Below are 23,200 nucleotides of genomic sequence, written 5' to 3' on the forward strand. Positions count from 1 at the left end.
AAATCCTGTTTTTAGGCTCGCATTCTAGCATATAAAAATGCAAAAGTGCGGTGAATTTTGACCGCACTTTTGTAAATAAAATGAATTAATCTGGGTAAATATCTTCCCCGTCTTTTCGAGTACGAAGAAGCTGTAAAATCCAGACATATTGTTCGGGTGTTGGCGTGACGAAATACTCTATTTCTTCGTTCATCGCACGGGCCGATTGCTCAGGATCGTCGCTTAATTGCATCGGTGGGCGAATTTCCATTTCATACTTGCCACGCTTGGCGTTATAGCGAGGGAACATTGGAATAACCACCGCTTTCGCTAATTTTGCCATTTTGTTTAACCCAGGAAGCGTCGCCTTATAAGTAGCAAAGAAATCCACAAAGACACTTTGCTCGGCACCAAAATCTTCATCGGGAAGATAATACCCCATTTGGCCTTGTTTGATGTGTGCTAAAAAAGGCTTAATACCATTTTGGCGAGCATGCATTTTTCCGCCAAAACGTTGACGCGCTAAAGTCCACAACCAGTCCACCAACGGATTTCGATGCGGGTTATACATTGACGTCATCGGCATGCCGTGTGTATGCAAAATAATGCCAGAGGCATCTATCGCCCAACCATGTGGTACCATCAAAATGATGTTATGCCCTTCAGCTTTAGCTTGCTTGATATGCTCAAGGCCAATGAATTCACTGCGTTTTTGTAAATGTTTTTTAGAACGAATGGCAATTTCACCAATACCAAGCATGACTTGTGCGACCGTTACAAACATCTCTTCAATTACTTTATCATGCTGCTCAGCCGTCCAATCTGGGAAACAGAGTTTCAAATTAATCTCGGCACGAATACGTGGTTTACCGATTTTTTTCGTCAGCGCACGAGCCAGTTTCTCGGCCATTTTATCGCGTAAACGAAATGGCACAAAAGCGAGTAACAACAGCACAAAAATACCAAGCCAAATGCCCCAATTTTTAGGATGCAAATATGACCATGAAAAATGTGGTTCATAGCCTGTTCGTGCTGTAATACGTAATTTTTTCTGAGAATCTGTCATAATCAATTGTTAAAAATGAAACCAACCTTGATCATACGCCATTTTTATTGTCATGATAAATGACACAATCACCACCATCGGTCTAATTAATTGTTTGCCTTTTGCCATCACCATTTTGGCGCCTAAATTTGCACCTATCAGACTTCCTGCCATCATCACTAAACCGACAGTCCAAATGACATGACCACCAATAAAGAAGAAAATTAATGACGCAAAATTTGAGGTTAAATTCATCACTTTAGCATGCGCAGTTGCTTTGGTGAGATTAAATCCAAGCAATGTGACACAAGCCAAGTTCATTAATGAGCCTACACCTGGTCCAAAAAAACCATCATAAAAACCCAGCAATGAGCCAAAACATAATGCAAAAACAGCGTAAGAAATTCGTTGTTTGCGATCACTTTCGCCCAATTTAGGCGTAAACAAAAAGTATAAGCCGATCGCTAAAATGAGAAATGGAAGCCCTTTCTTAATTAATGACGCATCTAAACTTTGAATAAGCAAGGTACCAATCACCGAACCGATAAAAATCACCAGTAAGATGAAAGAAAACTCCGATAAATTGACCGCTCTTTTACGTAAAAAGTAAATACTTGCCGACAATGCGCCGCCAAATGCTTGTAATTTATTCGTGCCCAACGCCATTGCTGGTGGCATACCTGTCATTAATAAGGCAGGGATGGTAATTAAGCCTCCGCCACCCGCTATCGCATCAATAAATGCGGCAATAAAGGCAGCAGCAAAAAGCATGGCTAAAATATCAATCCCCAACTCCATTATTTAACTCCTACTCTAACCATTCGCTACTATTTGGCGAATTCAACACTTGTTGGCACAAGAACGGTTCTGGTGGTGTCACTTTTGGTTTAGAAGCGCTTGAACCTGGTTTTGCGGGTTCAAACCAAGAATAAAGCTCATCACCACAACCATCGCCTGCTGGTACAGGTGCTTGATCTTCACAATAAGCCGCATCTTTCGGACAAGCAATGCGCACATGGAAATGTGAATCATGGCCAAACCATGGACGAATTTTATGTAACCAAGCACGATCATCACCTGCAGTTTGACAAAGTTTTAATTTAATTGCTGGATTCACAAAAATACGGGTCACTTTGGGATCTTGTGCGGCCAATTTAATTAGCGTTGCATGATTGTTATTCCACACATTTTCATCAACTCGTTGTGCTTGGCGATTCACCACGAGCAAGCCTTTTCCGTCAGAATTTAACGCTTCACTGTCTGTCATGGTACCCATGCGCAACCAAATATCTGCGTCTAATCCCATTTGATGACTTGCATGCCCCGTTAAAAAGCGACCACCACCGGGCATAGCAATATCCCCAACCAACATTGTTGGTAAGCCTACTGACTTCGCTTTTTGTCCAAGACGCTGTAAATAGGCAATCATATCCGGATGACCATAATAGCGATTTTTATTCATACGAATCACTTGATAGCCCTCACCTTTATAAGCCAAAGGTTCAGCTCCGATAATACAACCATTCGAATAGCTACCGATTGGATTTGCCTTACCGTCTGTTGCTGGAATTGGACGTTTAATTCGTTGCCAGTCTTGTGGTGAGGCTGTTGTTTGTAACGAGAAAAAAACGCTCCCTAAAACAACCGCACTTGAAAGTAATTTTGCTAAAGATCTACTCATAAAATTTCCTAAAACGAATCTTCTTATCTTTAATGAAAGAAAAATAAGCTTAATTTAAAAGAGTTATTTGCATTGCGCTTTAAAACGTAATAAATGATCGAGTAACACAATTGCGACCATGGCTTCTGCAATAGGGACTGCACGGATTCCCACACAAGGATCATGACGGCCTTTTGTCACCACTTCGACAGGATCGCCCTCTAAATTAATAGAACGCCCTGGAATGGTAATACTAGATGTTGGTTTTAGAGCAATCGTTGCAATAATTGGCTGACCTGAGCTAATCCCCCCTAAAATACCGCCAGCATGGTTGCTTTCAAAGCCATTTGGAGTCATTTCATCACGATGTTCACTTCCACGCTGTTCAACCACCGCAAAACCATCGCCAATTTCTACACCTTTAACGGCATTAATCCCCATTAACGCATGGGCTAAATCAGCATCAAGTCGATCAAAAACAGGCTCGCCTAAACCGACAGGAACATTCTCTGCAATCACTGTTAGTTTAGCCCCAATCGAATCCCCTTCTTTTTTCAATTCACGGATTAATTCATCAAATTTTTCGACCGCACGTTCATCCGGACAGAAAAATGGATTGCTATTTACTTTATCCCAATCAATTTTTCCTACAGTCTGTGGGGCAATCTTCACCTCGCCAATTTGACTCAAAAAGCCACGGACTTCAATGCCAAACTGCTCACGTAAATATTTCTTCGCAATCGCTCCCGCAGCAACGCGCATAGCGGTTTCACGCGCAGAAGAGCGCCCACCACCGCGATAATCACGAATACCGTATTTTTGTTGATAGGTAAAATCCGCATGCCCTGGACGGAGACGATCTTTGATATCGCCATAATCTTGTGAACGTTGATCGCCATTTTTAATGATCATTCCAATACTGGTACCCGTTGTTTTACCCTCAAATACCCCAGATAAAATCTGCACTTCATCGTCTTCACGACGGGGTGTGGTGTAACGCGATGTACCGGGCTTACGGCGATCTAAATCCGGTTGAATATCAACTTCAGATAATTCAAGATTGGGCGGAATACCATCTACAATACAGCCTAATGCAATGCCATGTGACTCTCCAAAAGTTGTCACACGAAAAACTTGTCCGATAGTATTCCCTGCCATATTTTTTCCTTTTTAATTAATGACTTTTCGCTAATTTTGCCACATCAATAAATGGGATCTCTTCGCCTGTATCGTTATTTTTAATAAAAATATCTAATTGATTGAAGGCGATATCAATATTATTTTCTGCAAATAACTCATTCACTCGGCGATTGAGCGCATCAAGCGTATCGTTTCGTTCTCCTACCTGTCCTACATAGACTCGTAACTCATGATCTAGCGTACTCGCACCAAAAGTTAAGAATAATGCTCTTGGCTCCGGATCTTTTAAGACGCTTGGTTGCTCATTTGCAGCTTGCAATAATAAACGTTTCACCAACTCTAAATCTGATCCATAAGCCACCCCAACGGATATAACCAAACGAGTAACGGTGTTAGATAATGCCCAGTTAGTCACTTGTCCAGTTACAAAGGATTTATTTGGCACAATCACTTCTTTTCGGTCCGGATCGATCATCGTAATGGCGCGAATACGGATTTTCGCTACTGTACCTGTTACATCGTTAATTGTCACAGTATCGCCCACACGAATTGGACGCTCAAATAATAAAATGATGCCGGAAACAAAGTTCGCAAAAATTTCCTGCATACCAAAACCGAGACCAACGGAAAGGGCGGCAAATAACCATTGTAATTTAGACCATGACATCCCAAGGGTAGAAAATGCCCATGCGCCACCCACTGCAACCAAGATATAGGTTAATAATGTTGTAATGGTATAAGGCGTACCTTGTGAAAGTTTCACTCGGGAGAAGAGTAATATTTCTAAAATACCTTGAATATTACGCACTAAAATATAGGTAATCACAACAATGATTAACGCAACAATCAAGTTAAAGAGTGAAATCGTTTCGGTCACCACGCCCGCTTCAGTTGTTGAAGTTTGTTGCCACAAGGTAATATCACGCAAATAACTTACCACCGTAACTAAATCTGACCAGACATAATAAAAGATGACAAAAAGTGCGGTCCAAATAAAGAGATCGGCAAAGCGTAGTAACTGGCTACGCACTTCATTTAAGTCCAATCCCTCTTCTTGTTCGGTAATCACGACCACATCATCAGAGGCTGAAGCATCACTTGAATCTTGTTGTTTTTGCTGACGTTTTTCTTGTAAACGACGATAAGCTAAACGTCTTGATGCTACGGTGACACCACGATAAATTGTATGACGCACCAACGACCACACCACCCATGCAATGTAGGTATTAATAATATGCGTAATTAAATTTAAGGCGGTGTAATAATAGCCTAAAGCAATTAGTGCAATTAAAATAACAGGGACCAATTGCAATAAGATTCGTACAATTTTGAAAATGGTTCTATCACGCTTATCTGTTGTCGTTGAACTCAATGATTTTTCAGTACGAATAAAACGTGGTGCAATAATTACAATGCAGAAAAGCAAAGCAACAATGGTATTAATTTCACCCAATACGTCATTTGCTAAACCTGTATCCATGACATTACTGAAAATTGACGTATTCAGTAATAACACAACAGAAACAATAATACGTTTCGTGACGTCTTGTAGGCTCGCTGCACTCTCTTTAGTAAAACCAAAATGGCACACTAAAATACCATTCGGACGAAGAATAGCTAAGATAAAACTAAAGAACCACCAATAGCCCGCCATGCTAAGCGACCACTCCCAAAACTCTTGTGGATTTTTCACAAAGAAAAAGCCTAAAAGTTGGCAAGTCGCTAAGAACCACAGGGTGCCTGATAACGATAAAAGCGCCGTATAAAATAACGCAAGTGGCGTATGCCATTGGCTATCCGAACGAAGCGTGTTAATCTCACCATTAATCACAGCTAAGCGTTGTTTAATCGACTCTTTAAATTTAAAAATCAATCCACCAATCACAAACAAAATAAAGACGTAAGTGAGTAAATACGGCAAATTATCAAAGTTTGTCGGAAAGCCGATTTTCTTTCCAATGCCATCAAATTGTGCTTTGAGTGACATCGGTAATTTCTTGAACCAATCAAGATTAATTGGATTATTACTTTTTACCCAGAAACTTTGTTGGTCGAGTTTAGACTGAATCTGATCACTGATTTGAGTAATTTGCTGTTGAGTTAACTCTAAGGAAATCGCCAAATTCAATTGGTTATTCAACGACTTAATTAAATCTGACCCTACTTTACGACGTTCAGTGAGTAAATTGGTTAATTGTGTTTTTTCTGCCGGTGTAAACGATTTGTTTTCATCCTGCTCTATTTTACTGATGTAAGCATCAATATCATAAAGCTCATTACGTTTCTGCGTAATATCGAAGATCTGTACACGCAAATCGGCAATTTGCTTTGAAAGACCTTGAATATTTAAATTGGTCGGTAATTTTTGTTTTTGTTGCTGAATAATGCGAGAAAGCACCAACGTGCCTTGTAACGCACTGATTTGCTCATCAATGGTACGCTGTGTCTGCGTCAAGTTATCCAATACATTTCGCATGCGCAATTCATCTTGCGTTAATGTATTGGTTTTCTCAGTTTGCTCAAGTAAATATTGGCTAAGCTGTGCATTCAAATTCAATTCTTTCTGAATCAACGGATTTTGCTCAACATTTTGGCTTTGTTGTTGTGCTTGCTCAACTTGGTTTTGTGTTTTAGCCAAATTCTTTTGGTTTATCACGTCTTGAATAGCCGCAATTTGTTGCTGCAATGCTTGAACTCGCGTATTCAACAGTTCATATCGACTTTGATAAAGCACAGTCAACTGATCGCTATTTTTTAATAGCACTTGATTATAGATATTTTTTAGTTCTATCAGTTGCAATTCAAGCTGAATTTGCTGTTTTAATAGCGAACTGGTTGTTGGGTCAGCCAATTTCTGATTCAATTCTTGCGTACGTTTAACATTATCTGTTAAGGCTGTTTGGGCGCGTTCGGATACAGCGCTTTGCCCTGCAAGTTGTGCATTCACTGCACTTAATGCAGATTGAGCATCTTGTTGTTGATTGGTCAGTTTCTCAACCTGAGCCTGTAAAGTCGCTAAACTTTGCGAAGCATAATCGGTGTTATTTGGCGTGCTTAGCTGTTTTTTAAGATTTTGAAGATCGCTATTGTTTTTCTGAATTTCAGAATCCGCATCAATGAGTGTCTCTTGTAGCTCATTATTGCTTTTTTGCTGCGTTTGAATTTGTTGTAAGAAATCGAGTGACGCCTGAATTGTGGCCACTTTACTTGTTTTTTCCTCACCATCCGGTAACTTTTCCGCCTCAGCTAATTCACTTTTAAGTATTTTTTCAGTTGGTAAATCAGCATTATTCTCTGCCCAAACGGGCTGAGAAAGCGCCAGCGTAAAAACAAATGAAAGACCAAGTGCGGCCAAAACTCGAGAGATATTTTTCATTAAATCAACTTTCCTATTGTTGCGACAGCCAATCGGCGAGTGCTTTGCGAGAAATCTTTATTGCCCCTTGGATTAAATCCTGAGGGAGTTCATAGTAGGTAACGGGTTGCTTAAATCGCTCCAATCGCCCTTGTAAAAAAACGTTGAGAGATTCGACCGCACTTTCATTAAACGGCATATGAAATTCCACCAACGCCACTGGGCGTTGACCAAATTCCTCATCACGTTTAGGTAAAACAAAGACTTGTTTCACCAAATCTGATTGTGCAATCACCTTTTCAATTTCTTCCGGTTGAATATTTTCACCGCCAGAAATAAACATATTATCCAATCGGCCTTGAATAACTAATTCGTCATCAAGCCATTGAGCTTTATCTTTTGTTTGGAACCAACCTTCGGCATTGGTAAGTGGAACAATATATCCTTCTCGCCAATATCCCATGGCAAGCCCGGCACCTTTTAGCCAAACTTCTTCATTCACTAACTTGAACTCTCGGCCAAGTAAAGGTTGACCTACACCAATTTTTCCATCCGATTGTTTAGCGAATACGGTAGAAGCCATTTCTGTCATACCATAGCCTAAATAGCTTCGAATATCTAATTCACTTAACATTTGGGTTAATTTTACAGGGATTTGTGTCCCACCTAATAACACGGCTTGTATTTGAACTGGCTGAGGATGCTCCGTCAAATAATCAAACCAACGCTGTAATTGCGTTGGCACGAGAGAAACATGGGAAACTTCACCAATAGATTGATAAAAATCTTCTGTAGGTAAAACTAAAATTGCTCCTGCGTAAAGCCAGCGCCAAACAATACCTTGTCCAGAAACATGATAAAGCGGTAAAGAAAGTAGCCATGATTGATCTTTGCCAAAATTCATTAAGGTACAAACGCCTTCTGCATTAGCCAAATGAGCTGAAACATTATGCACCACCGCTTTAGGTAAACCAGTAGAACCTGATGTGAGCGTCATCGTTGCCGCTTTTGCAAAATCCGCTTTATGTTCAGGGAATGCTTCAGCAGCTAAATAATGAATATCTTCGGTCTGATAACAAAAATCTACACCATATGCTCGACACAATTCCTCTCTTTTTTCTTGAGGAAATGCAGGATTGATACCTAAAATTTTTGCACCAAGCTGAATCACCGCTAAATAAAGAAATAAAATCTGTTCTGAATTTTTACCACAAAAAGCAACAACACTTTTTGCCGTCACCTCTTGTTGCAAAAGGAATGCTTCTACCTGGTTAATTTTTTCATAAAGTTCACCCCAAGTAATATGAATACCTTGCGAGTTTCGCAACGCTACCTTATGAGCATGCAGTGGACTTTGGGCAAATATTTGCCAAGGAAATTTTTGCATCGCACTAATTATTGATAAAACAAGGACGAACCTCATCAATTAAACATTCTGGCAAATGCATAGATTGCATTGCGCTCTCTAACATCAACATCTTACGAGCACTATTGGTATTCGTAATCACCCAGTACGGCGTATCCGGAATTTGCTTCGGTTTTGTATGATTACCCGCAACTAGTAAGGTTGCTTCATCTCGAGCAAAATAGACTCGAGTACGACCTTGTAAACTTTCTGTTGCCAAAGCAAAACTTTCTGGATTTGTACGATAAAGAATGCGTAATATACTTAAAAAACGTACAACTGCTTTTGTTTCAGCTTTAAAGTCAGGTGAGTTTAGTAACGTGCGAACTTTATCCACTATATGGCTTATAGCTTCATCCGATTGCTTTTTCACTGCTCTCTGCGACTCTACCGACTTAACCTTTTGTTGAGGTATTTCCATTTTTTTTTCGACAAAAACAGACGCTGAATGTTCTTTATTTTTTGAAATTTGAGAAGATCCCTCTGAGTCAAAGACATCATTCTGACTTATCGCATGATGAGGTAAATTCAACAAACGGCGAAGAATATCTGAAGCACTTTCTCCGATTGACTGAGTTTTTCCAGCAATATATTGATATAACTCTTCATCGACTTCAATTATCTTCATTTTTTTCTCTCCGTTTGCTAAAATTTCTGTCCATTATAACGATTTCCAAGTAAATTCTCACGTAAAATATATGTTATCTTACCAATTATTAAACTATCAATTTCATCAAACAAAACAACAAATTAATTCACCTACTTTAGTTTTTATTCATGGCTTATTTGGGGATATGAATAATCTTGGGGTTATCGCTCGTGCATTTAGCGATAAGTATAACATTTTACGTGTGGATTTACGTAATCACGGACAAAGTTTTCATTCAGAAACAATGAATTACGACGTCATGGCTGATGATGTATGGCAACTTATCGATTATCTTCAATTAGATAAAGTGATTTTAATTGGCCATTCAATGGGCGGAAAAACGGCCATGAAAATGACCGCACTTCAACCACTGCGCGTAGAAAAATTAGTTGTCATCGATATTGCCCCTGTGGCGAATAGCAGCACTGGACATAATGATGTATTTCGCGGGTTATTTGCTGTAAAAAAAGCTCAACCAAAAACTCGTCAACAAGCCAAACCTATTTTAGAAACTGAAATTGCCACTCCTAATGTGGTGCAATTTATGTTGAAATCTTTTGATGCGACTTCACCTGAATATTTTCGTTTCAATTTGACCGCTCTTTTTGAACATTATGCGGAACTGATGGATTGGCAAGAGGTTTTTGTTAATACGCCAACGCTCTTCATCAAAGGTGGGCTTTCATCTTATATTAAACCTGAATATACGGAAACCATTCTAAAACAATTCCCGAATGCGACTTCTTTCACCATTAATGGTTCTGGACACTGGGTTCATGCGGAGAAACCTGATTTTGTGATACGTGCGATTGATAGGTTTCTAAATAAGAATTAATCGTTTTAAATGAGAATTCATTTATGGTATAGTTCGCACAAATCGTAGGGCTTTAGTCTCTCACTTTTTCTATTCACTCAATTTTATTTAAAGGAAAGAACAATGGCAGTTGTCGGTTTATTTTACGGTAGTGACACAGGTAATACAGAAAACATTGCAAAAATGATTCAAAAACAATTAGGCAATGAATTAGTCGATATTCGTGACATTGCAAAAAGCACAAAAGAAGATATCGAAAGTTATGATTTTTTACTTTTCGGTATTCCGACTTGGTATTACGGTGAAGCGCAAGCTGACTGGGATGATTTTTTCCCTACTTTAGAAGAAATTGATTTTACTGACAAATTAGTGGGTATTTTTGGCTGTGGCGATCAGGAAGATTATGCTGATTATTTCTGTGATGCAATCGGTACAGTACGTGATATCGTTGAACCACGTGGCGCAATTATCGTGGGCAATTGGTCAACGGATGGTTACACCTTTGAAGCATCGAAAGCATTACTGGACGATGGAAACTTCATTGGCTTATGTATTGATGAAGATCGTCAACCGGAACTTACTGCAGAACGCGTACAGAAATGGACAAAACAAATCTACGATGAAATGTGTTTAGCAGAATTAGCTTAACCATCTCTATTTAGCATATTTAAGGGAACATTATGTCTGAAGAAAACATCAAATTACTCAAAAAAGCCGGATTAAAAATTACTGAACCTCGGCTGACTATTCTTACGTTAATGCAAGAGCATAAAAACGAGCATTTCTCAGCAGAAGATGTATATAAGATCTTGTTGGAACAAGGCAGTGATATTGGCCTTGCAACTGTATATCGTGTGCTTAACCAATTTAATGAAGCGCATATCTTAATTCGTCATAATTTTGAAGGTAACAAGTCTGTTTTTGAACTTGCACCAACAGAACACCACGATCACATTATCTGTGAAGATTGCGGTAAAGTATTTGAGTTTACTGATAATATTATCGAACAGCGTCAAAAAGAAATCAGTCAGCAACATGGTATCAAATTAAAAGCACACAGTTTATATCTCTACGGTAAATGTAGCGATATCAACAAATGTGAAGAGAAAAAATAATGCTTGCTAAAAAACAAAAACCTTAGGCTAAAACCTAAGGTTTTTTTATTATCTCAACTAAAAATGCGGTCAAAATCGACCGCACTTCTTTCTATTTAAAAGAGAAAATTATTTTTTACCTAATTGTGGCAAAACAGAATCTTTCCCTGCAGTTAATAAACCTACTTGAGAGTAGATACTTAATTTGCCACGTGTATCTGCTACGTCTAAGTTACGCATGGTTAATTGACCAATACGATCGATTGGATCAAATGGTGCATTTTCCACTTTTTCCATACTTAAACGTTCAGCCGCATAGGTTAAGTTTGGTGATTCAGTATTTAAGATTGAGTAGTCATTACCACGACGAAGTTCTAATGTCACTTCACCAGTCACCGCACGAGCGACCCAACGTTGTGCGGTTTCACGTAACATTAACGCTTGTGGATCAAACCAACGACCTTGGTATAACAAACGACCTAAACGTAAACCGTTGATACGATATTGTTCAATAGTATCTTCATTATGAATACCAGTTACTAAACGTTCATAAGCGATATGGAATAATGCCATTCCCGGTGCTTCATAAATACCGCGTGATTTAGCTTCAATAATACGGTTTTCAATTTGGTCTGACATGCCTAAACCATGACGACCACCAATGCGATTTGCTTCTAAGAAAAGATCCACCACGTTATCAAATGTTTTACCATTTAAGGCAACTGGCACACCTTCTTCAAAACGAACAGTCACTACTTCTGGTTTCACTTCAACATTTTCATCCCAAAATGCTACGCCCATAATAGGTTTCACAATTTTAATGCCTGTGCTTAACTCTTCTAAGTCTTTCGCTTCATGTGTCGCGCCTAACATATTAGAGTCAGTTGAATAGGCTTTTTCTACTGACATTTTGTAGTCAAAACCATTTTCAATTAAGAATTGTGACATTTCAAAACGACCACCTAACTCATCAATGAATTGTTGATCTAACCATGGTTTGTAAATTTTTAAATTTGGGTTGGTTAATAAACCATAACGATAAAAACGCTCAATATCATTACCTTTAAAAGTTGAACCATCACCCCAAATATTGACATCATCTTCTTTCATTGCTGCAACAAGCATCGTACCCGTTACCGCACGACCAAGTGGTGTGGTATTGAAATAGGTTGCTCCACCAGTCGAAATATGGAATGCACCACATTGAATAGCCGCAATTCCTTCATGGGCTAACTGCGCACGACAATCTACTAAACGCGCATTTTCTGCACCATATTCCATTGCTTTTTTTGGAATGACATTATAATCATCTTCATCTGGTTGACCTAAGTTTGCTGTATAAGCATAAGGTACTGCACCTTTTTGACGCATCCAAAGTAATGCCGCACTGGTATCGAGCCCGCCTGAAAAAGCAATACCAACTTTTTGACCTTTAGGTAAATGTTGCAGAATTGTATTTGACATATTTTATTTCCTTCATTGTGGTTATGGTGAGTGAGTCTTTAAAAAGTGCGGTCAAAAATCACTGCGCTTTTCTAACATATCATCGGGATTTGGATAACGATAAGCGAAGCCTAAATCTCGACAAATTTTATCTGCCATAATGATTCGTTTAGGATCCGAATCACTACATTCAAATTGTGGTGTGAATAAATCATAACATGCAGCTGCTTTTGTGTAATATTCTTCTCGAGTAGGATGAATTGGGGCGCAAAGATGGTAAGTTCGCAATCCATTTGGATTTATAAGTAAGGCAGTAATAGCTTGAATGCAATCTTCAAGATGCACCAAATTAACAGGTGAATTGCCCTGTTTTAAATTGCGTTTTCCTGCTAAAAATTTAACCGGATGGCGTTGTTTACCAATTAATCCTGCAAGTCGAAGAATATCGCAATGAGATATTTCTGATTGGAACAAGCACTGCTCGGCTTTTATCAGTGTTTTGCCAATTTCTGTTTCAGCTGAAGGTTGAGAACTTTCATCGAATTGTCCCGATATATCAGGAAAAACAGAAGTTGAACTGGTAAAAATCAAGTGCTGTACACCTTGTTTTTTTGCTTGATTAGCTAAAAAAGCAAGATGTTCACAATACTGTTGAGAAGAAAAACGACTAGGTGGTAAGGTGATAATGAGGGCATCCACATCAAAAAGAGATTGAATATTATCAGGCAAACTATTCATTTTTTCTGAAAAAGAAAAAGGATAAGCTTCAATGCCTAACCGATGCAATCGTTGAGCATCCGCTAAGGATTGTTTTGAGCCTTTTACACGCCAACCGAGTTTTTTTAAGTGTTGCGCCAGCGGTAAACCTAACCAACCTAAACCAACTATCGCAACAGATTTCATTTTCTTTTATTCACAAATTTTATCCGCAAAAATCCCTGCTATTCTAAAGCATAGCAGGGATATTGTTAATGTTATTTTGTTAATAAATCCAACGCCTCTTGATATTTAGCAACTGTTTTTTCAATCACTTCTTTTGGTACTTTAGGCGCTGGCGGTTGTTTATTCCAACCACTTTGCTCTAACCAATCTCGTACAAATTGCTTATCAAATGAGGGCGGATTTGTTCCTTCTTTATAAGTATCAACTGACCAAAAACGACTAGAATCTGGTGTTAATACCTCATCCATTAAAGTAAGTGTGCCATTTTCATCTAAACCGAATTCAAATTTGGTATCACAAATAATAATCCCTTTAGTCAGCGCATATTTGGCAGCCTCAGTATAAAGCGCAATCGCTTTTTCTCTCACTTGTGCCGCTAACTCTGCGCCAATTGCTTTTTCACATTCTTCATAGCTGATATTGATATCGTGATTGCCTACTTCTTCTTTACTTGATGGTGTGAAAATCGGCTCTGGTAATTTACTTGCCTCAACTAATCCTTCTGGCAATTTCAAACCACAAATGGTACCCGTTTGCTTATAATCTTTTAGCCCACTCCCCGTTAAATAACCACGCACGATAGACTCAATTTTAATTGGATTCAAACGTTTGCAAACCACTGCTCTATCTTTTACTGAATCAGCTTCTTCTTTTGGTAACACATCATAAACTGAATCGCCTGTAAAATGATTCGGCATAATATGGGCTAACTTATTGAACCAAAAATTGGAAATTTGAGTCAGAATTTCACCTTTGCGTGGAATAGGATCATCTAAAATCACATCAAATGCAGACAAACGGTCACTGGCTACCATTAACATCCGTTTATCATCGATCTCATAAAGATCACGCACTTTTCCCGAATAGATTTTTTTTAGACTAAGTTGTGTCATTGTTTGCACCTTTTATTATAAGAATAAAAAATCGGCACGTATTATACCTCATTTTTTGCGCAAACGTTTGCTTTTTTTTGTCAAAACTTTTTAAAGAAAAGAAGTTACAAAGTCATACACCTAAATAAGCTATAGATAACAAAAGAAAAACAATTTAATTTGAGCTCAATCTGAAAATCAGCGACAATACAGCATTATTTAAAACAGAAGAAACAAGACAAATGAGTTATCCATTAGAAGAAGTGAATAAACGTCGCACATTTGCGATTATTTCCCGCCCTGACGCAGGTAAAACCACCATCACCGAAAAAGTATTGTTATACGGCAATGCCATTCAAAAAGCGGGCTCTGTTAAAGGTAAAGGCTCTGCACAGCATGCAAAATCTGACTGGATGGAAATGGAAAAACAACGTGGTATTTCCATTACGACTTCCGTGATGCAATTCCCTTACAATGAGTGCTTAGTGAATTTATTGGATACACCGGGGCATGAGGATTTCTCGGAAGATACCTACCGCACTTTGACGGCTGTGGATAGCTGCTTAATGGTTATCGACTCGGCAAAAGGGGTTGAGGAACGTACAATCAAATTAATGGAAGTTACTCGCTTACGAGATACGCCAATTATCACTTTCATGAATAAACTTGACCGTGATATTCGCGATCCAATGGAATTATTAGATGAAGTGGAAAGCGTATTAAAAATCCATTGTGCACCGATTACTTGGCCGATTGGTTGCGGTAAATTATTTAAAGGGGTTTATCATTTATATAAAGATGAAACCTATCTTTATCAAAGTGGACAAGGCTCGACTATTCAAGAAGTACGAATCGTGAAAGGCTTAAATAGTCCAGAATTAGACGCTGCCGTAGGTGATGACTTAGCCCAACAACTGCGTGATGAATTAGAGCTAGTAAAAGGTGCAAGTAATGAATTTGATTTGGATTTATTCTTAAGTGGTGAATTGACGCCAGTCTTTTTCGGTACTGCATTAGGTAACTTTGGCGTCGATCATTTCTTGGATGGTTTAACCGAATGGGCGCCTGCACCACAAGCTCGCCAAGCAGATACTCGTAAAGTTTCAGCAGAAGAAGAAAAATTCAGCGGTTTCGTGTTTAAAATCCAAGCCAATATGGATCCAAAACACCGTGACCGCGTGGCTTTTCTTCGTGTAGTTTCTGGCAAATATGAAAAAGGCATGAAACTTAAACACGTGCGTATTGGTAAAGATGTGGTTATTTCCGATGCGCTCACCTTTATGGCAGGAGATCGTACTCATGCTGATGAAGCCTATGCTGGCGATATTATCGGCTTACACAATCATGGCACAATTCAAATTGGCGATACCTTCACACAAGGTGAAGATCTGAAATTTACCGGTATTCCAAACTTTGCCCCTGAATTATTCCGTCGCATTCGTTTGAAAGATCCTCTTAAACAAAAACAATTGTTGAAAGGCTTAGTACAACTTTCTGAAGAAGGTGCTGTGCAAGTATTCCGTCCATTAAGCAATAATGATTTGATTGTTGGCGCGGTCGGTGTATTACAGTTTGACGTGGTTGTTTCGCGTTTGAAATCTGAATATAACGTTGAAGCCATTTACGAAACTGTCAACGTCGCAACGGCTCGTTGGGTGGAATGTGCGGATAACAAAAAATTTGAAGAATTCAAACGTAAAAATGAGCAAAACCTAGCATTAGATGGTGGGGATAATCTCACTTATATCGCACCGACTATGGTAAACCTAAACCTTGCACAAGAACGTTATCCTGATGTGACCTTCTTTAAAACAAGGGAACATTAATTGCAATACGAAGTGCGGTCAAAATTTATAGTGAATTAAGTACCGCACTTTATGAGAAATAAAATGAAAAAACGACACTTCATCTGTATCGTTCTTATACTAGTTGTTGCATTCAGCTGGCGATGGCGTAATGTTTGTCGAGATATGGAATATTCGATGAACTCGACTAATCATTGTGTAAACCACAGTTTTCCAAAATTCAAGCGTAATATTTCTGTTTGTGCAGGTTTCATTCCTAATGGGTTTTCACTTAATTTGGGTTATCGTGCCACAGTTTTTGTGTTTGATCTTAATAAGAATTTGCTTGGCTTTTACGATCTTGGCGAAGAATACATGGATGGAATAGGAGATAAGTCTGGTCCATACGTCGATGAAGACACTTTTGATCTTGGCTTACTGGGACAAGGTAGTGAATTTGATACAACACCATGGTTTCATCGCCGATTAGAAGCAAAACTTATCGAGAGAATGTGTAAATAATATTTTAAACAAAAATAAAACAAAGTGCGGTTAAATTTAATCGCATTTTTTATACAAAAGAAATTGAAAAATAAGATGGCTGGGGTACTAGGATTCGAACCTAGGGATGCCGAGATCAAAACCCGGTGCCTTACCGCTTGGCGATACCCCAACTGAAATTCTTTGATTGGAAATAAAGAAGATTTTATTTAGATAGTATGGCTGGGGTACTAGGATTCGAACCTAGGGATGCCGAGATCAAAACCCGGTGCCTTACCGCTTGGCGATACCCCAACTACTATTTGACTGCAAGCTGATAAATGGTGCGGGACGAGGGACTTGAACCCACACACCTCTCGGCGCCAGAACCTAAATCTGGTGCGTCTACCAATTTCGCCAGTCCCGCAAACTTGGTGGCTACAGCGAGATTCGAACTTGCGACCCCAACATTATGAGTGTTGTGCTCTAACCAACTGAGCTATGTAGCCATCATTTGCTTTACCTTATCGGCTTTGCGGGGCGTATTATCCTGATTTGACCTATTCTCGTCAATCATTTTTTTGCAAAAAACGGATTTTTTGATTTAGTTGATTATAAATAAAACGCTTTTGCTATTTTTTGTTCACATCAAGAACGGAGATCATTCCAACAAAACGCTTCCAATGCAAGGTGTTAAATTGCCCTGGAATGTACCAATTAGATATTGTTCCATCAAGATATAAGGCGTCATGACAACCTATTTTCAGCAAACCTTGGCTTAAGGTATAAAGGTTAGACTCACCTTTTATCGTCATCAAGAAAAGTAATTCATTTTGTTTTGTCAAACACACTGCATTACGCTTATGATAGCTTTCTAGGCTTGCTCGAAATTGTGGATTCATTTTTCCATGAATAATTAACATCGGGCCTGATTGCAACGCAAAATCTGGTTTGAGTTTGCTTTTCTGATACGCGGCGGTTGTTAAAATGTAGGGTTTATTTCCAGCAATGGCGAATACCCCATTAGGCTGCACATGGAAATTACCTTTGCCTGCTTTTGTATTTAACGCATTGAGCTCTTTTCCTTGCTCAATCCATAACCCTGCAGGTACATTATTCATGCTATAAATACCCGCATTCATGATCATTTTTACGTTATAGCTATCTTCTAAGGCATTTTTGAGACGCGTTAAACTTTGATAATCGTTACCTTCAGCATCCTTCCAATGTAGCTGAACTTCTTCAGGTTTAGCTTGGAAAATCCCGTAAGTAATATTGCCATCATTAAAGGTTCGATATTCTGCTAGGGCTGATACACTCATCAATAGCGATAAGCCACCTAAAAGTGCGGTCAAAAATCTAATCGTTTTTTTCATTTAAAGGATGGGTTAAATGCAAAGCATTGGAAAAGGCATGCAAACCTTCCGCATTACCGGATTTCATCATGGCTTGCATGGTTTGGGTTGGTGCATGAATGAGTTTATTCATTAATTTATAACTTAATTCTTGCAAAATTTTTTCAGCATTCTCACCTTGTTGAATTTGGTGTAAGGCTTTTTCGAGTAATTCTTGTCGAGTATTCTCCGCCTCATCACGATAATGACGAATCAAATTAGAGAACTGATGAACCTTCAACCACTCGAAGAAATCCGTGCATTCTTGTGTAATGATGTCTTGCGCTTGCTCTGATGCTTGCTCACGTTGAGAAAGATTGCGTTGAATAATATCTTGCAAATCATCTACGGTGTAATGATACACACTTTCTAATTCCGAGACGTTTTCATCAATATCACGCGGCACCGCAATATCCACCATCAAAGTCGGTTTAAATTGGCGTGCTTTTTCCGCAATTTCAGCCATTGCTTTGGTGATTAAAACATTCGGACTGCCTGTTGAGCTGATAACAATATCCGCTTGATTTAGTGGTGTTTGCAACTCATCGAGAGAATACACTTCTATCGGTGTATTAGATGCTAAGTTTTCCACCAACTGTTCAGCGCGAGATAAAGTGCGGTTAGCAATCATCAATTTTTTACACCATGGCGTAATAAATGACGGCTTACCAATTCAATGGTTTCCCCTGCCCCAACGAGCAAAATTTGTAATTCACGTAAAGATTCAAAAATTTGACGTGCCAAACTACAAGCTGCATAAGCCACCGATACAGCGCTTTCACCAATATTGGTTTCAGTGCGTACACGTTTTGCTGTAGCAAAGGTTTTTTGGAACAAACGAGAAAGCGTGCTTGAAAGCGGAATATTCGCCGCTTGATAATAATCTTCACTGATTTGGAACGCTTGTTTCACCTGTCCTAAAATTTGCGGCTCACCCAAAATTAATGAATCCAAACCACAGGCTACTCGCATTAAATGATTTGCTGCTTGTTGATTTTGATGTGTGTAAATACTCTTATTTAATTCATCGACAGAAAGCTGATGAATATTAGCAAACCAATTTGTACAGTTCGTTTGCCATTGCTTACACTCTTGGGGTGAAATTTGACGATGGTGAAGATAAATCTCTGTACGGTTACAGGTAGAAAGAATAACCGCACTTTCTGCCAAATCTTGTTGGTGAATTTGTTGTAAGGCAAGCTGCCGCTTTTCTTCAGAAAAAGCGACTTTCTCACGAACAGCAACAGAAGCTGTTTTATGATTAATGCCAAGAACAAGAAGGGTCATAAAAACCTAATAAAAACAACCGCACTTTTATGAATAGGCGGCTTAAGTAGAAAGTAAAAGTTTCGCTATTTTAATGAATTGTTGAGAATTGAGCAAATTTCAAGAGAAAAAACTCAAATAAATAACTAAAACGAGTTAAAACTTATCTTTAGCTAAACGCCATTGTGTAAATTCGTCTAAATTTTTTGCTTGTAAAAACGGGTTAATTTGTTTCTCTAATCCAATTGTTGTCGGCAAACTCGGCTTGCCCTCTGCCCGATAACGCTCCACTAAAACACGTTGATTTTCAATCGCACTTTTATCTGTCAATACGGTTTCCGCAAAAGCTAAATTGCCCAGCGTATATTCATGAGCCGGGCAAACCACGGTTTCATCTGGTAATTGGTTAAAACGTTGCATAGATTCAAACATTTGAGCAAAATTTCCCGTGAATACGCGTCCACAACCACCAGAAAATAACGCATCACCGCAAAATAGATGCCCATCCACCAAATAACTGACATGCCCTGCCGTATGACCACCGCTTGGCAAAACTTCAATATGATAATGTGCCGTATTAATCACACCACTATCCACGATATTGGTTGCCCCTTTATTTGCACATTCTGTTGGACCGAAAACAGGCACATTGGGATAATACTGCTTAAACTCCGCGACACCTTGCACATGATCATCGTGATTATGGGTTAATAACACCGCTTCTACGTCTAACTTATTCGATTCTAAATACGGAATTAAACGGGTTATTTCTGGGATATCGATCACAATTACGGGGAAATTTTCTCGTCTATAAAGCCAAATATAGTTATCATTGAGTGCAGGAATAGGAACTAGCATAAATTACCTTATGAAAATAGGATTAACATTGAATTGGAAAGCCAAATGGCATAAACCACTTCTTTCACCTGAAAGTTGGCAAGTGTTACCACAAGGTGAAGCCTATTGTAACGTATTAACACATTATTTTGCCCAATGGACACCAAAAATTTTAGGCTATCAAATTCTGAAAGTCGGTGCATTAAGTGGCGAAATTGCCTTTGACTTGCCTTTACGTCATCAAATTGTGTTAGCTGAAAAAACAGCGCATTTTCCTACCGCACTTTTAAATGAAAGTGATAGTTTGATTCAAGCCTCGCCATTAGCGTTGCCTTTTATTGAAAAAGAAATAGATGCTTGCTTGCTGGCGAACGTCTTAAATTTTGCACAAGATCCTCACCAAATATTGCGTGAAGCACATCGTGTTTTAAAGGATGACGGCTGGATGTTCATCACATTATTTAATCCGATGAGTCCATTACTTTTCAAATCCAAATTAGGTGAGTTTAAATTCCGACAATATGCCACTTGGCGAGTCATTGATTGGTTATCATTATTAAACTTTGATGTGATTGCAGAAGAAAGACTATCCATAAAACAAGAAAAGAGCACGCTCTGCTCTCCGCTCACGGTCATCGTCGCCCAAAAACGAACTTATCCTTTAACACTAAATCCAGAGAAAGCGCGATCAAAAATGCCGGCGTTTTTAGAGCCGGCAGGTGCATTTAAAGAAATAAGAACAGAATAATTATTCTGTGACTTCTTTGATTACTGCAGAAGATGCGTTATTAATAACTGACTCAACGCCCTTTTCTGCTGCAGCTTGAGAAGAATAATATTGGCTACGGCCAATTTCTTGGTGGTTAGCCGCTTTTAAAATGAAGTAAGGTTTGTCATTTTTCGCTACGCGATATTCAAAGTTTTTCGCATCCACACCATTTTTTTGCACTGAAGCAATACCGTTTTCAGCTGATGCTTTTGTTTTATAAAGTTCGCTAGTTAAAATAACTTGTCCGTTTGCAGCTTTTAAGTTGAACATAAATTGTCCGTCTTTAGCCACTTTTAATTCATAAAATCCTTGAGCCATGATGTCTCCCAATTGATTGATTTGTTTATAATTTTACCTACACAGAAAATGCCTTTCTGCACCAGGCTAATTTACCCTTAAAAATAAAGGAAAACAAGAGCTAAAGCGTATAAATTTTATGCTTGATTAGCCCACTAAACTCCCCTATGATGCGGGAACTTTTTACAACAGGAACAATTATGACCGAACAAACATTTATTCTCGGCAAAGATGCCGCACTTGAAGACAGTATTTCAAAATTTCAACAAAAATTGACCGCACTTGGTTTCAATATCGAAGAAGCCTCTTGGCTTAATCCTGTGCCAAATGTCTGGTCTGTACATATTCGTGATAAGGATTGCCCACAATGTTTTTCTAACGGCAAAGGTGCAAGCAAAAAAGCTGCGTTAGCATCTGCATTAGGTGAATATTTCGAGCGTCTTTCCACCAACTATTTCTTTGCTGATTTCTATTTAGGACAAGAGATTGCTAATGGTGATTTCGTCCATTATCCCACTGAAAAATGGTTTTCTATTGAAGATGAAGACCTTTTGCCACTAGGGATTTTAGATGATGACTTATGGGATTATTTCGATCCAAATCAAGAACTAACCCCAGAATTGCTTGTGGATCTACAATCCGGTAATTACGATCGCGGTATTGTCGCGATGCCTTATGTGCGCCAATCCGATCAAGAAACCGTCTATATTCCACAAAGTATCATTGCGAATTTATACGTTTCTAACGGGATGTCCGCGGGTAACACAAAAAATGAAGCACGTGTGCAAGGGCTTTCAGAGGTCTTTGAGCGTTATGTAAAAAATCGCATTATTGCAGAAGCCATCAGTCTTCCTGAAATTCCAAAATCTGTGATGGATCACTATCCATCTATTCAAGCTTCTATTGCAAAATTAGAGGAAGAAGGCTTCCCTATTTATGCCTTTGATGCGTCACTAGGTGGCAAATATCCTGTCATTTGTGTTGTGTTGCTTAACCCAAATAACGGCACTTGCTTTGCTTCTTTTGGTGCACATCCAAACTTTCAAGTGGCATTAGAGCGTACCGTAACGGAGCTTTTACAAGGTCGCAGCTTAAAAGATCTCGATGTATTCTCGCCTCCATCATTCAATAATGATGATGTGGCGGAGCATGCTAACCTTGAAACACACTTTATTGATTCTAGCGGTTTAATTTCTTGGGATTTATTCAAAAATACGCCAGATTATAAATTTGTAGATTGGGATTTCTCAGGTTCAACGCAAGAAGAATATGAAAACTTGATGGCAATCTTTAAGGCGGAAGAAAAAGAAGTCTATATCATGGATTACAACCATTTAGACGTTTACGCTTGCCGCATTATCGTACCAGGCATGTCTGATATCTATCCTGCTGATGACCTCATTTATGCCAATAATAATATGGGTATGGACTGGCGTGAGATCTTATTGGATCTGCCACACCATCATCATGATACTGAAACTTATGAAGAATTATTAGCAGAATTAGATGAGCAAGATATTGACGATGCCACACGCGTTCGCGAATTTATCGGTATCGTTGCACCAAAAGCAAGCGGTTGGACAACATTACGTGTTGGTGAACTTAAATCCATGCTTTACTTAGCATTAGGTGAATTAGAATTAGCCTTAGATTGGGCAAACTGGACGATGAATATGAATAGCTCTGTGTTTACGCCTGAGCGTGCAAATTACTATCGTGCCTTAATCAGCATCATTGAATTGCATTTAGACAGTACTCGCGATCCACAACAATATCGCACTGTATTTGAAAGAATGTATGGCAAAGAAGCCGTTCAACGAGCTTGGGCGGCAGTAGCAGAAAAAGGTAACCCGTTCTATAACTTGCCAGCCAGCGATGAAACGCTTGAAAACTTCAAAGAACACCAAGCTTTACTTGGTACTTATGCGAAATTACAAAAAGCCAAACGAGAAAATTGGAAATAGACAATTTTCTC

General features: G+C 38.9%; 20 protein-coding genes, 4 tRNA genes and 1 pseudogene. 7 read left to right on the top strand and 18 right to left on the bottom strand.

Going from position 1 to position 23,200, the window contains the following annotated elements; all coding sequences use genetic code 11:
- Nucleotides 1-85: 85 nt before the first annotated feature.
- From lpxM to seqA, 7 genes are all read right to left on the bottom strand, one after another.
- Nucleotides 86-1,045 (bottom strand): lauroyl-Kdo(2)-lipid IV(A) myristoyltransferase, encoded by a 960-nt coding sequence (gene lpxM / locus EL215_RS09420; RefSeq protein WP_126471733.1) that lies wholly within the window; start codon nucleotides 1,043-1,045, stop codon nucleotides 86-88.
- 9 nt (nucleotides 1,046-1,054) lie between these two features.
- The gene (locus EL215_RS09425) at nucleotides 1,055-1,822 is read right to left on the bottom strand and encodes a TSUP family transporter (protein ID WP_126471735.1); all 768 of its coding nucleotides are present in this window, start codon (nucleotides 1,820-1,822) and stop codon (nucleotides 1,055-1,057) included.
- Nucleotides 1,823-1,832: 10 nt separating this feature from the next.
- Complete coding sequence (mepA, locus tag EL215_RS09430; RefSeq protein ID WP_126471737.1) at nucleotides 1,833-2,705, bottom strand: penicillin-insensitive murein endopeptidase; 873 nt, start codon at nucleotides 2,703-2,705, stop codon at nucleotides 1,833-1,835.
- Between the two features lie 63 nt (nucleotides 2,706-2,768).
- Nucleotides 2,769-3,842 carry a chorismate synthase gene (gene aroC, locus EL215_RS09435; RefSeq protein ID WP_126471739.1) on the bottom strand — a complete coding sequence of 358 codons (1,074 nt, stop codon included), beginning with the start codon at nucleotides 3,840-3,842 and terminating at the stop codon, nucleotides 2,769-2,771.
- Between the two features lie 16 nt (nucleotides 3,843-3,858).
- Nucleotides 3,859-7,200, bottom strand: coding sequence for a mechanosensitive channel MscK (gene mscK / locus EL215_RS09440; protein WP_126471741.1), 3,342 nt, complete (start codon nucleotides 7,198-7,200; stop codon nucleotides 3,859-3,861).
- Between the two features lie 13 nt (nucleotides 7,201-7,213).
- Entirely contained in the window at nucleotides 7,214-8,566 is a 1,353-nt protein-coding gene (menE, locus tag EL215_RS09445) for an o-succinylbenzoate--CoA ligase (RefSeq protein WP_126471743.1), read from the bottom strand.
- A gap of 4 nt (nucleotides 8,567-8,570) precedes the next feature.
- A complete protein-coding gene (gene seqA, locus EL215_RS09450) occupies nucleotides 8,571-9,212 on the bottom strand; it encodes a replication initiation negative regulator SeqA (RefSeq protein WP_049357617.1) in 642 nt (213 codons plus the stop codon).
- 70 nt (nucleotides 9,213-9,282) lie between these two features.
- On the opposite strand from seqA, the gene EL215_RS09455 reads away from it, so the two are divergent.
- The 3 genes from EL215_RS09455 (at nucleotide 9,283) to fur (ending at nucleotide 11,162) form a co-directional block, all read left to right on the top strand.
- The gene (locus EL215_RS09455; RefSeq protein WP_126471745.1) at nucleotides 9,283-10,068 is read left to right on the top strand and encodes an alpha/beta fold hydrolase; all 786 of its coding nucleotides are present in this window, start codon (nucleotides 9,283-9,285) and stop codon (nucleotides 10,066-10,068) included.
- A gap of 102 nt (nucleotides 10,069-10,170) precedes the next feature.
- Nucleotides 10,171-10,695 (top strand): flavodoxin FldA, encoded by a 525-nt coding sequence (gene fldA, locus EL215_RS09460; RefSeq protein WP_126471747.1) that lies wholly within the window; start codon nucleotides 10,171-10,173, stop codon nucleotides 10,693-10,695.
- Between the two features lie 32 nt (nucleotides 10,696-10,727).
- Nucleotides 10,728-11,162, top strand: coding sequence for a ferric iron uptake transcriptional regulator (fur, locus tag EL215_RS09465; RefSeq protein ID WP_126471749.1), 435 nt, complete (start codon nucleotides 10,728-10,730; stop codon nucleotides 11,160-11,162).
- A 108-nt stretch (nucleotides 11,163-11,270) separates the two neighbouring features.
- Here fur and argG read toward each other — a convergent pair whose 3' ends face one another.
- The 3 genes from argG to EL215_RS09480 form a co-directional block, all read right to left on the bottom strand.
- Nucleotides 11,271-12,605 (bottom strand): argininosuccinate synthase, encoded by a 1,335-nt coding sequence (argG, locus tag EL215_RS09470; protein ID WP_126471751.1) that lies wholly within the window; start codon nucleotides 12,603-12,605, stop codon nucleotides 11,271-11,273.
- A 51-nt stretch (nucleotides 12,606-12,656) separates the two neighbouring features.
- Complete coding sequence (locus tag EL215_RS09475) at nucleotides 12,657-13,487, bottom strand: SDR family oxidoreductase (protein ID WP_126471753.1); 831 nt, start codon at nucleotides 13,485-13,487, stop codon at nucleotides 12,657-12,659.
- 71 nt (nucleotides 13,488-13,558) lie between these two features.
- Nucleotides 13,559-14,419: a phosphoribosylaminoimidazolesuccinocarboxamide synthase gene (locus tag EL215_RS09480; protein ID WP_126471755.1), complete on the bottom strand. Its 861-nt coding sequence runs from the start codon at nucleotides 14,417-14,419 to the stop codon at nucleotides 13,559-13,561.
- Nucleotides 14,420-14,640: 221 nt separating this feature from the next.
- On the opposite strand from EL215_RS09480, the gene prfC reads away from it, so the two are divergent.
- Together prfC and EL215_RS09490 are read left to right on the top strand one after the other, a co-directional pair.
- Nucleotides 14,641-16,224, top strand: coding sequence for a peptide chain release factor 3 (gene prfC / locus EL215_RS09485; RefSeq protein WP_126471757.1), 1,584 nt, complete (start codon nucleotides 14,641-14,643; stop codon nucleotides 16,222-16,224).
- Nucleotides 16,225-16,287: 63 nt separating this feature from the next.
- Complete coding sequence (locus EL215_RS09490) at nucleotides 16,288-16,704, top strand: hypothetical protein (RefSeq protein ID WP_126471759.1); 417 nt, start codon at nucleotides 16,288-16,290, stop codon at nucleotides 16,702-16,704.
- 76 nt (nucleotides 16,705-16,780) lie between these two features.
- On the opposite strand, the gene EL215_RS09495 is transcribed toward EL215_RS09490, so the two are convergent.
- The 7 genes and pseudogenes from EL215_RS09495 to gloB form a co-directional block, all read right to left on the bottom strand.
- A tRNA-Gln gene (locus EL215_RS09495) sits at nucleotides 16,781-16,855 on the bottom strand.
- A 47-nt stretch (nucleotides 16,856-16,902) separates the two neighbouring features.
- Nucleotides 16,903-16,977, bottom strand: a tRNA-Gln gene (locus EL215_RS09500).
- Between the two features lie 27 nt (nucleotides 16,978-17,004).
- Nucleotides 17,005-17,089: transfer RNA gene (locus EL215_RS09505), tRNA-Leu, on the bottom strand.
- Between the two features lie 5 nt (nucleotides 17,090-17,094).
- A tRNA-Met gene (locus EL215_RS09510) sits at nucleotides 17,095-17,171 on the bottom strand.
- 123 nt (nucleotides 17,172-17,294) lie between these two features.
- The gene (locus tag EL215_RS09515) at nucleotides 17,295-18,038 is read right to left on the bottom strand and encodes a phosphodiester glycosidase family protein (protein WP_126471761.1); all 744 of its coding nucleotides are present in this window, start codon (nucleotides 18,036-18,038) and stop codon (nucleotides 17,295-17,297) included.
- Nucleotides 18,022-19,343 (bottom strand): annotated as a pseudogene (gene hemA / locus EL215_RS09520) (glutamyl-tRNA reductase). The gene EL215_RS09515 and the pseudogene hemA overlap by 17 nt, the downstream one beginning before the upstream one ends.
- A 135-nt stretch (nucleotides 19,344-19,478) precedes the next feature.
- Entirely contained in the window at nucleotides 19,479-20,180 is a 702-nt protein-coding gene (gene gloB / locus EL215_RS09525; protein ID WP_126471763.1) for a hydroxyacylglutathione hydrolase, read from the bottom strand.
- 10 nt (nucleotides 20,181-20,190) lie between these two features.
- Here gloB and EL215_RS09530 point away from each other — a divergent pair, with 10 nt between their 5' ends.
- The gene (locus tag EL215_RS09530; RefSeq protein ID WP_164757080.1) at nucleotides 20,191-20,907 is read left to right on the top strand and encodes a class I SAM-dependent methyltransferase; all 717 of its coding nucleotides are present in this window, start codon (nucleotides 20,191-20,193) and stop codon (nucleotides 20,905-20,907) included.
- Here EL215_RS09530 and EL215_RS09535 read toward each other — a convergent pair whose 3' ends face one another.
- Complete coding sequence (locus tag EL215_RS09535; RefSeq protein WP_049355357.1) at nucleotides 20,908-21,246, bottom strand: YegP family protein; 339 nt, start codon at nucleotides 21,244-21,246, stop codon at nucleotides 20,908-20,910.
- Nucleotides 21,247-21,425: 179 nt separating this feature from the next.
- Here EL215_RS09535 and ycaO point away from each other — a divergent pair, with 179 nt between their 5' ends.
- A complete protein-coding gene (gene ycaO / locus EL215_RS09540; RefSeq protein WP_126471767.1) occupies nucleotides 21,426-23,189 on the top strand; it encodes a 30S ribosomal protein S12 methylthiotransferase accessory factor YcaO in 1,764 nt (587 codons plus the stop codon).
- Nucleotides 23,190-23,200: the final 11 nt, after the last annotated feature.

It is taken from the genome of Haemophilus parainfluenzae (genome assembly GCF_900638025.1).
Classification (GTDB): domain Bacteria; phylum Pseudomonadota; class Gammaproteobacteria; order Enterobacterales; family Pasteurellaceae; genus Haemophilus_D; species Haemophilus_D parainfluenzae_J.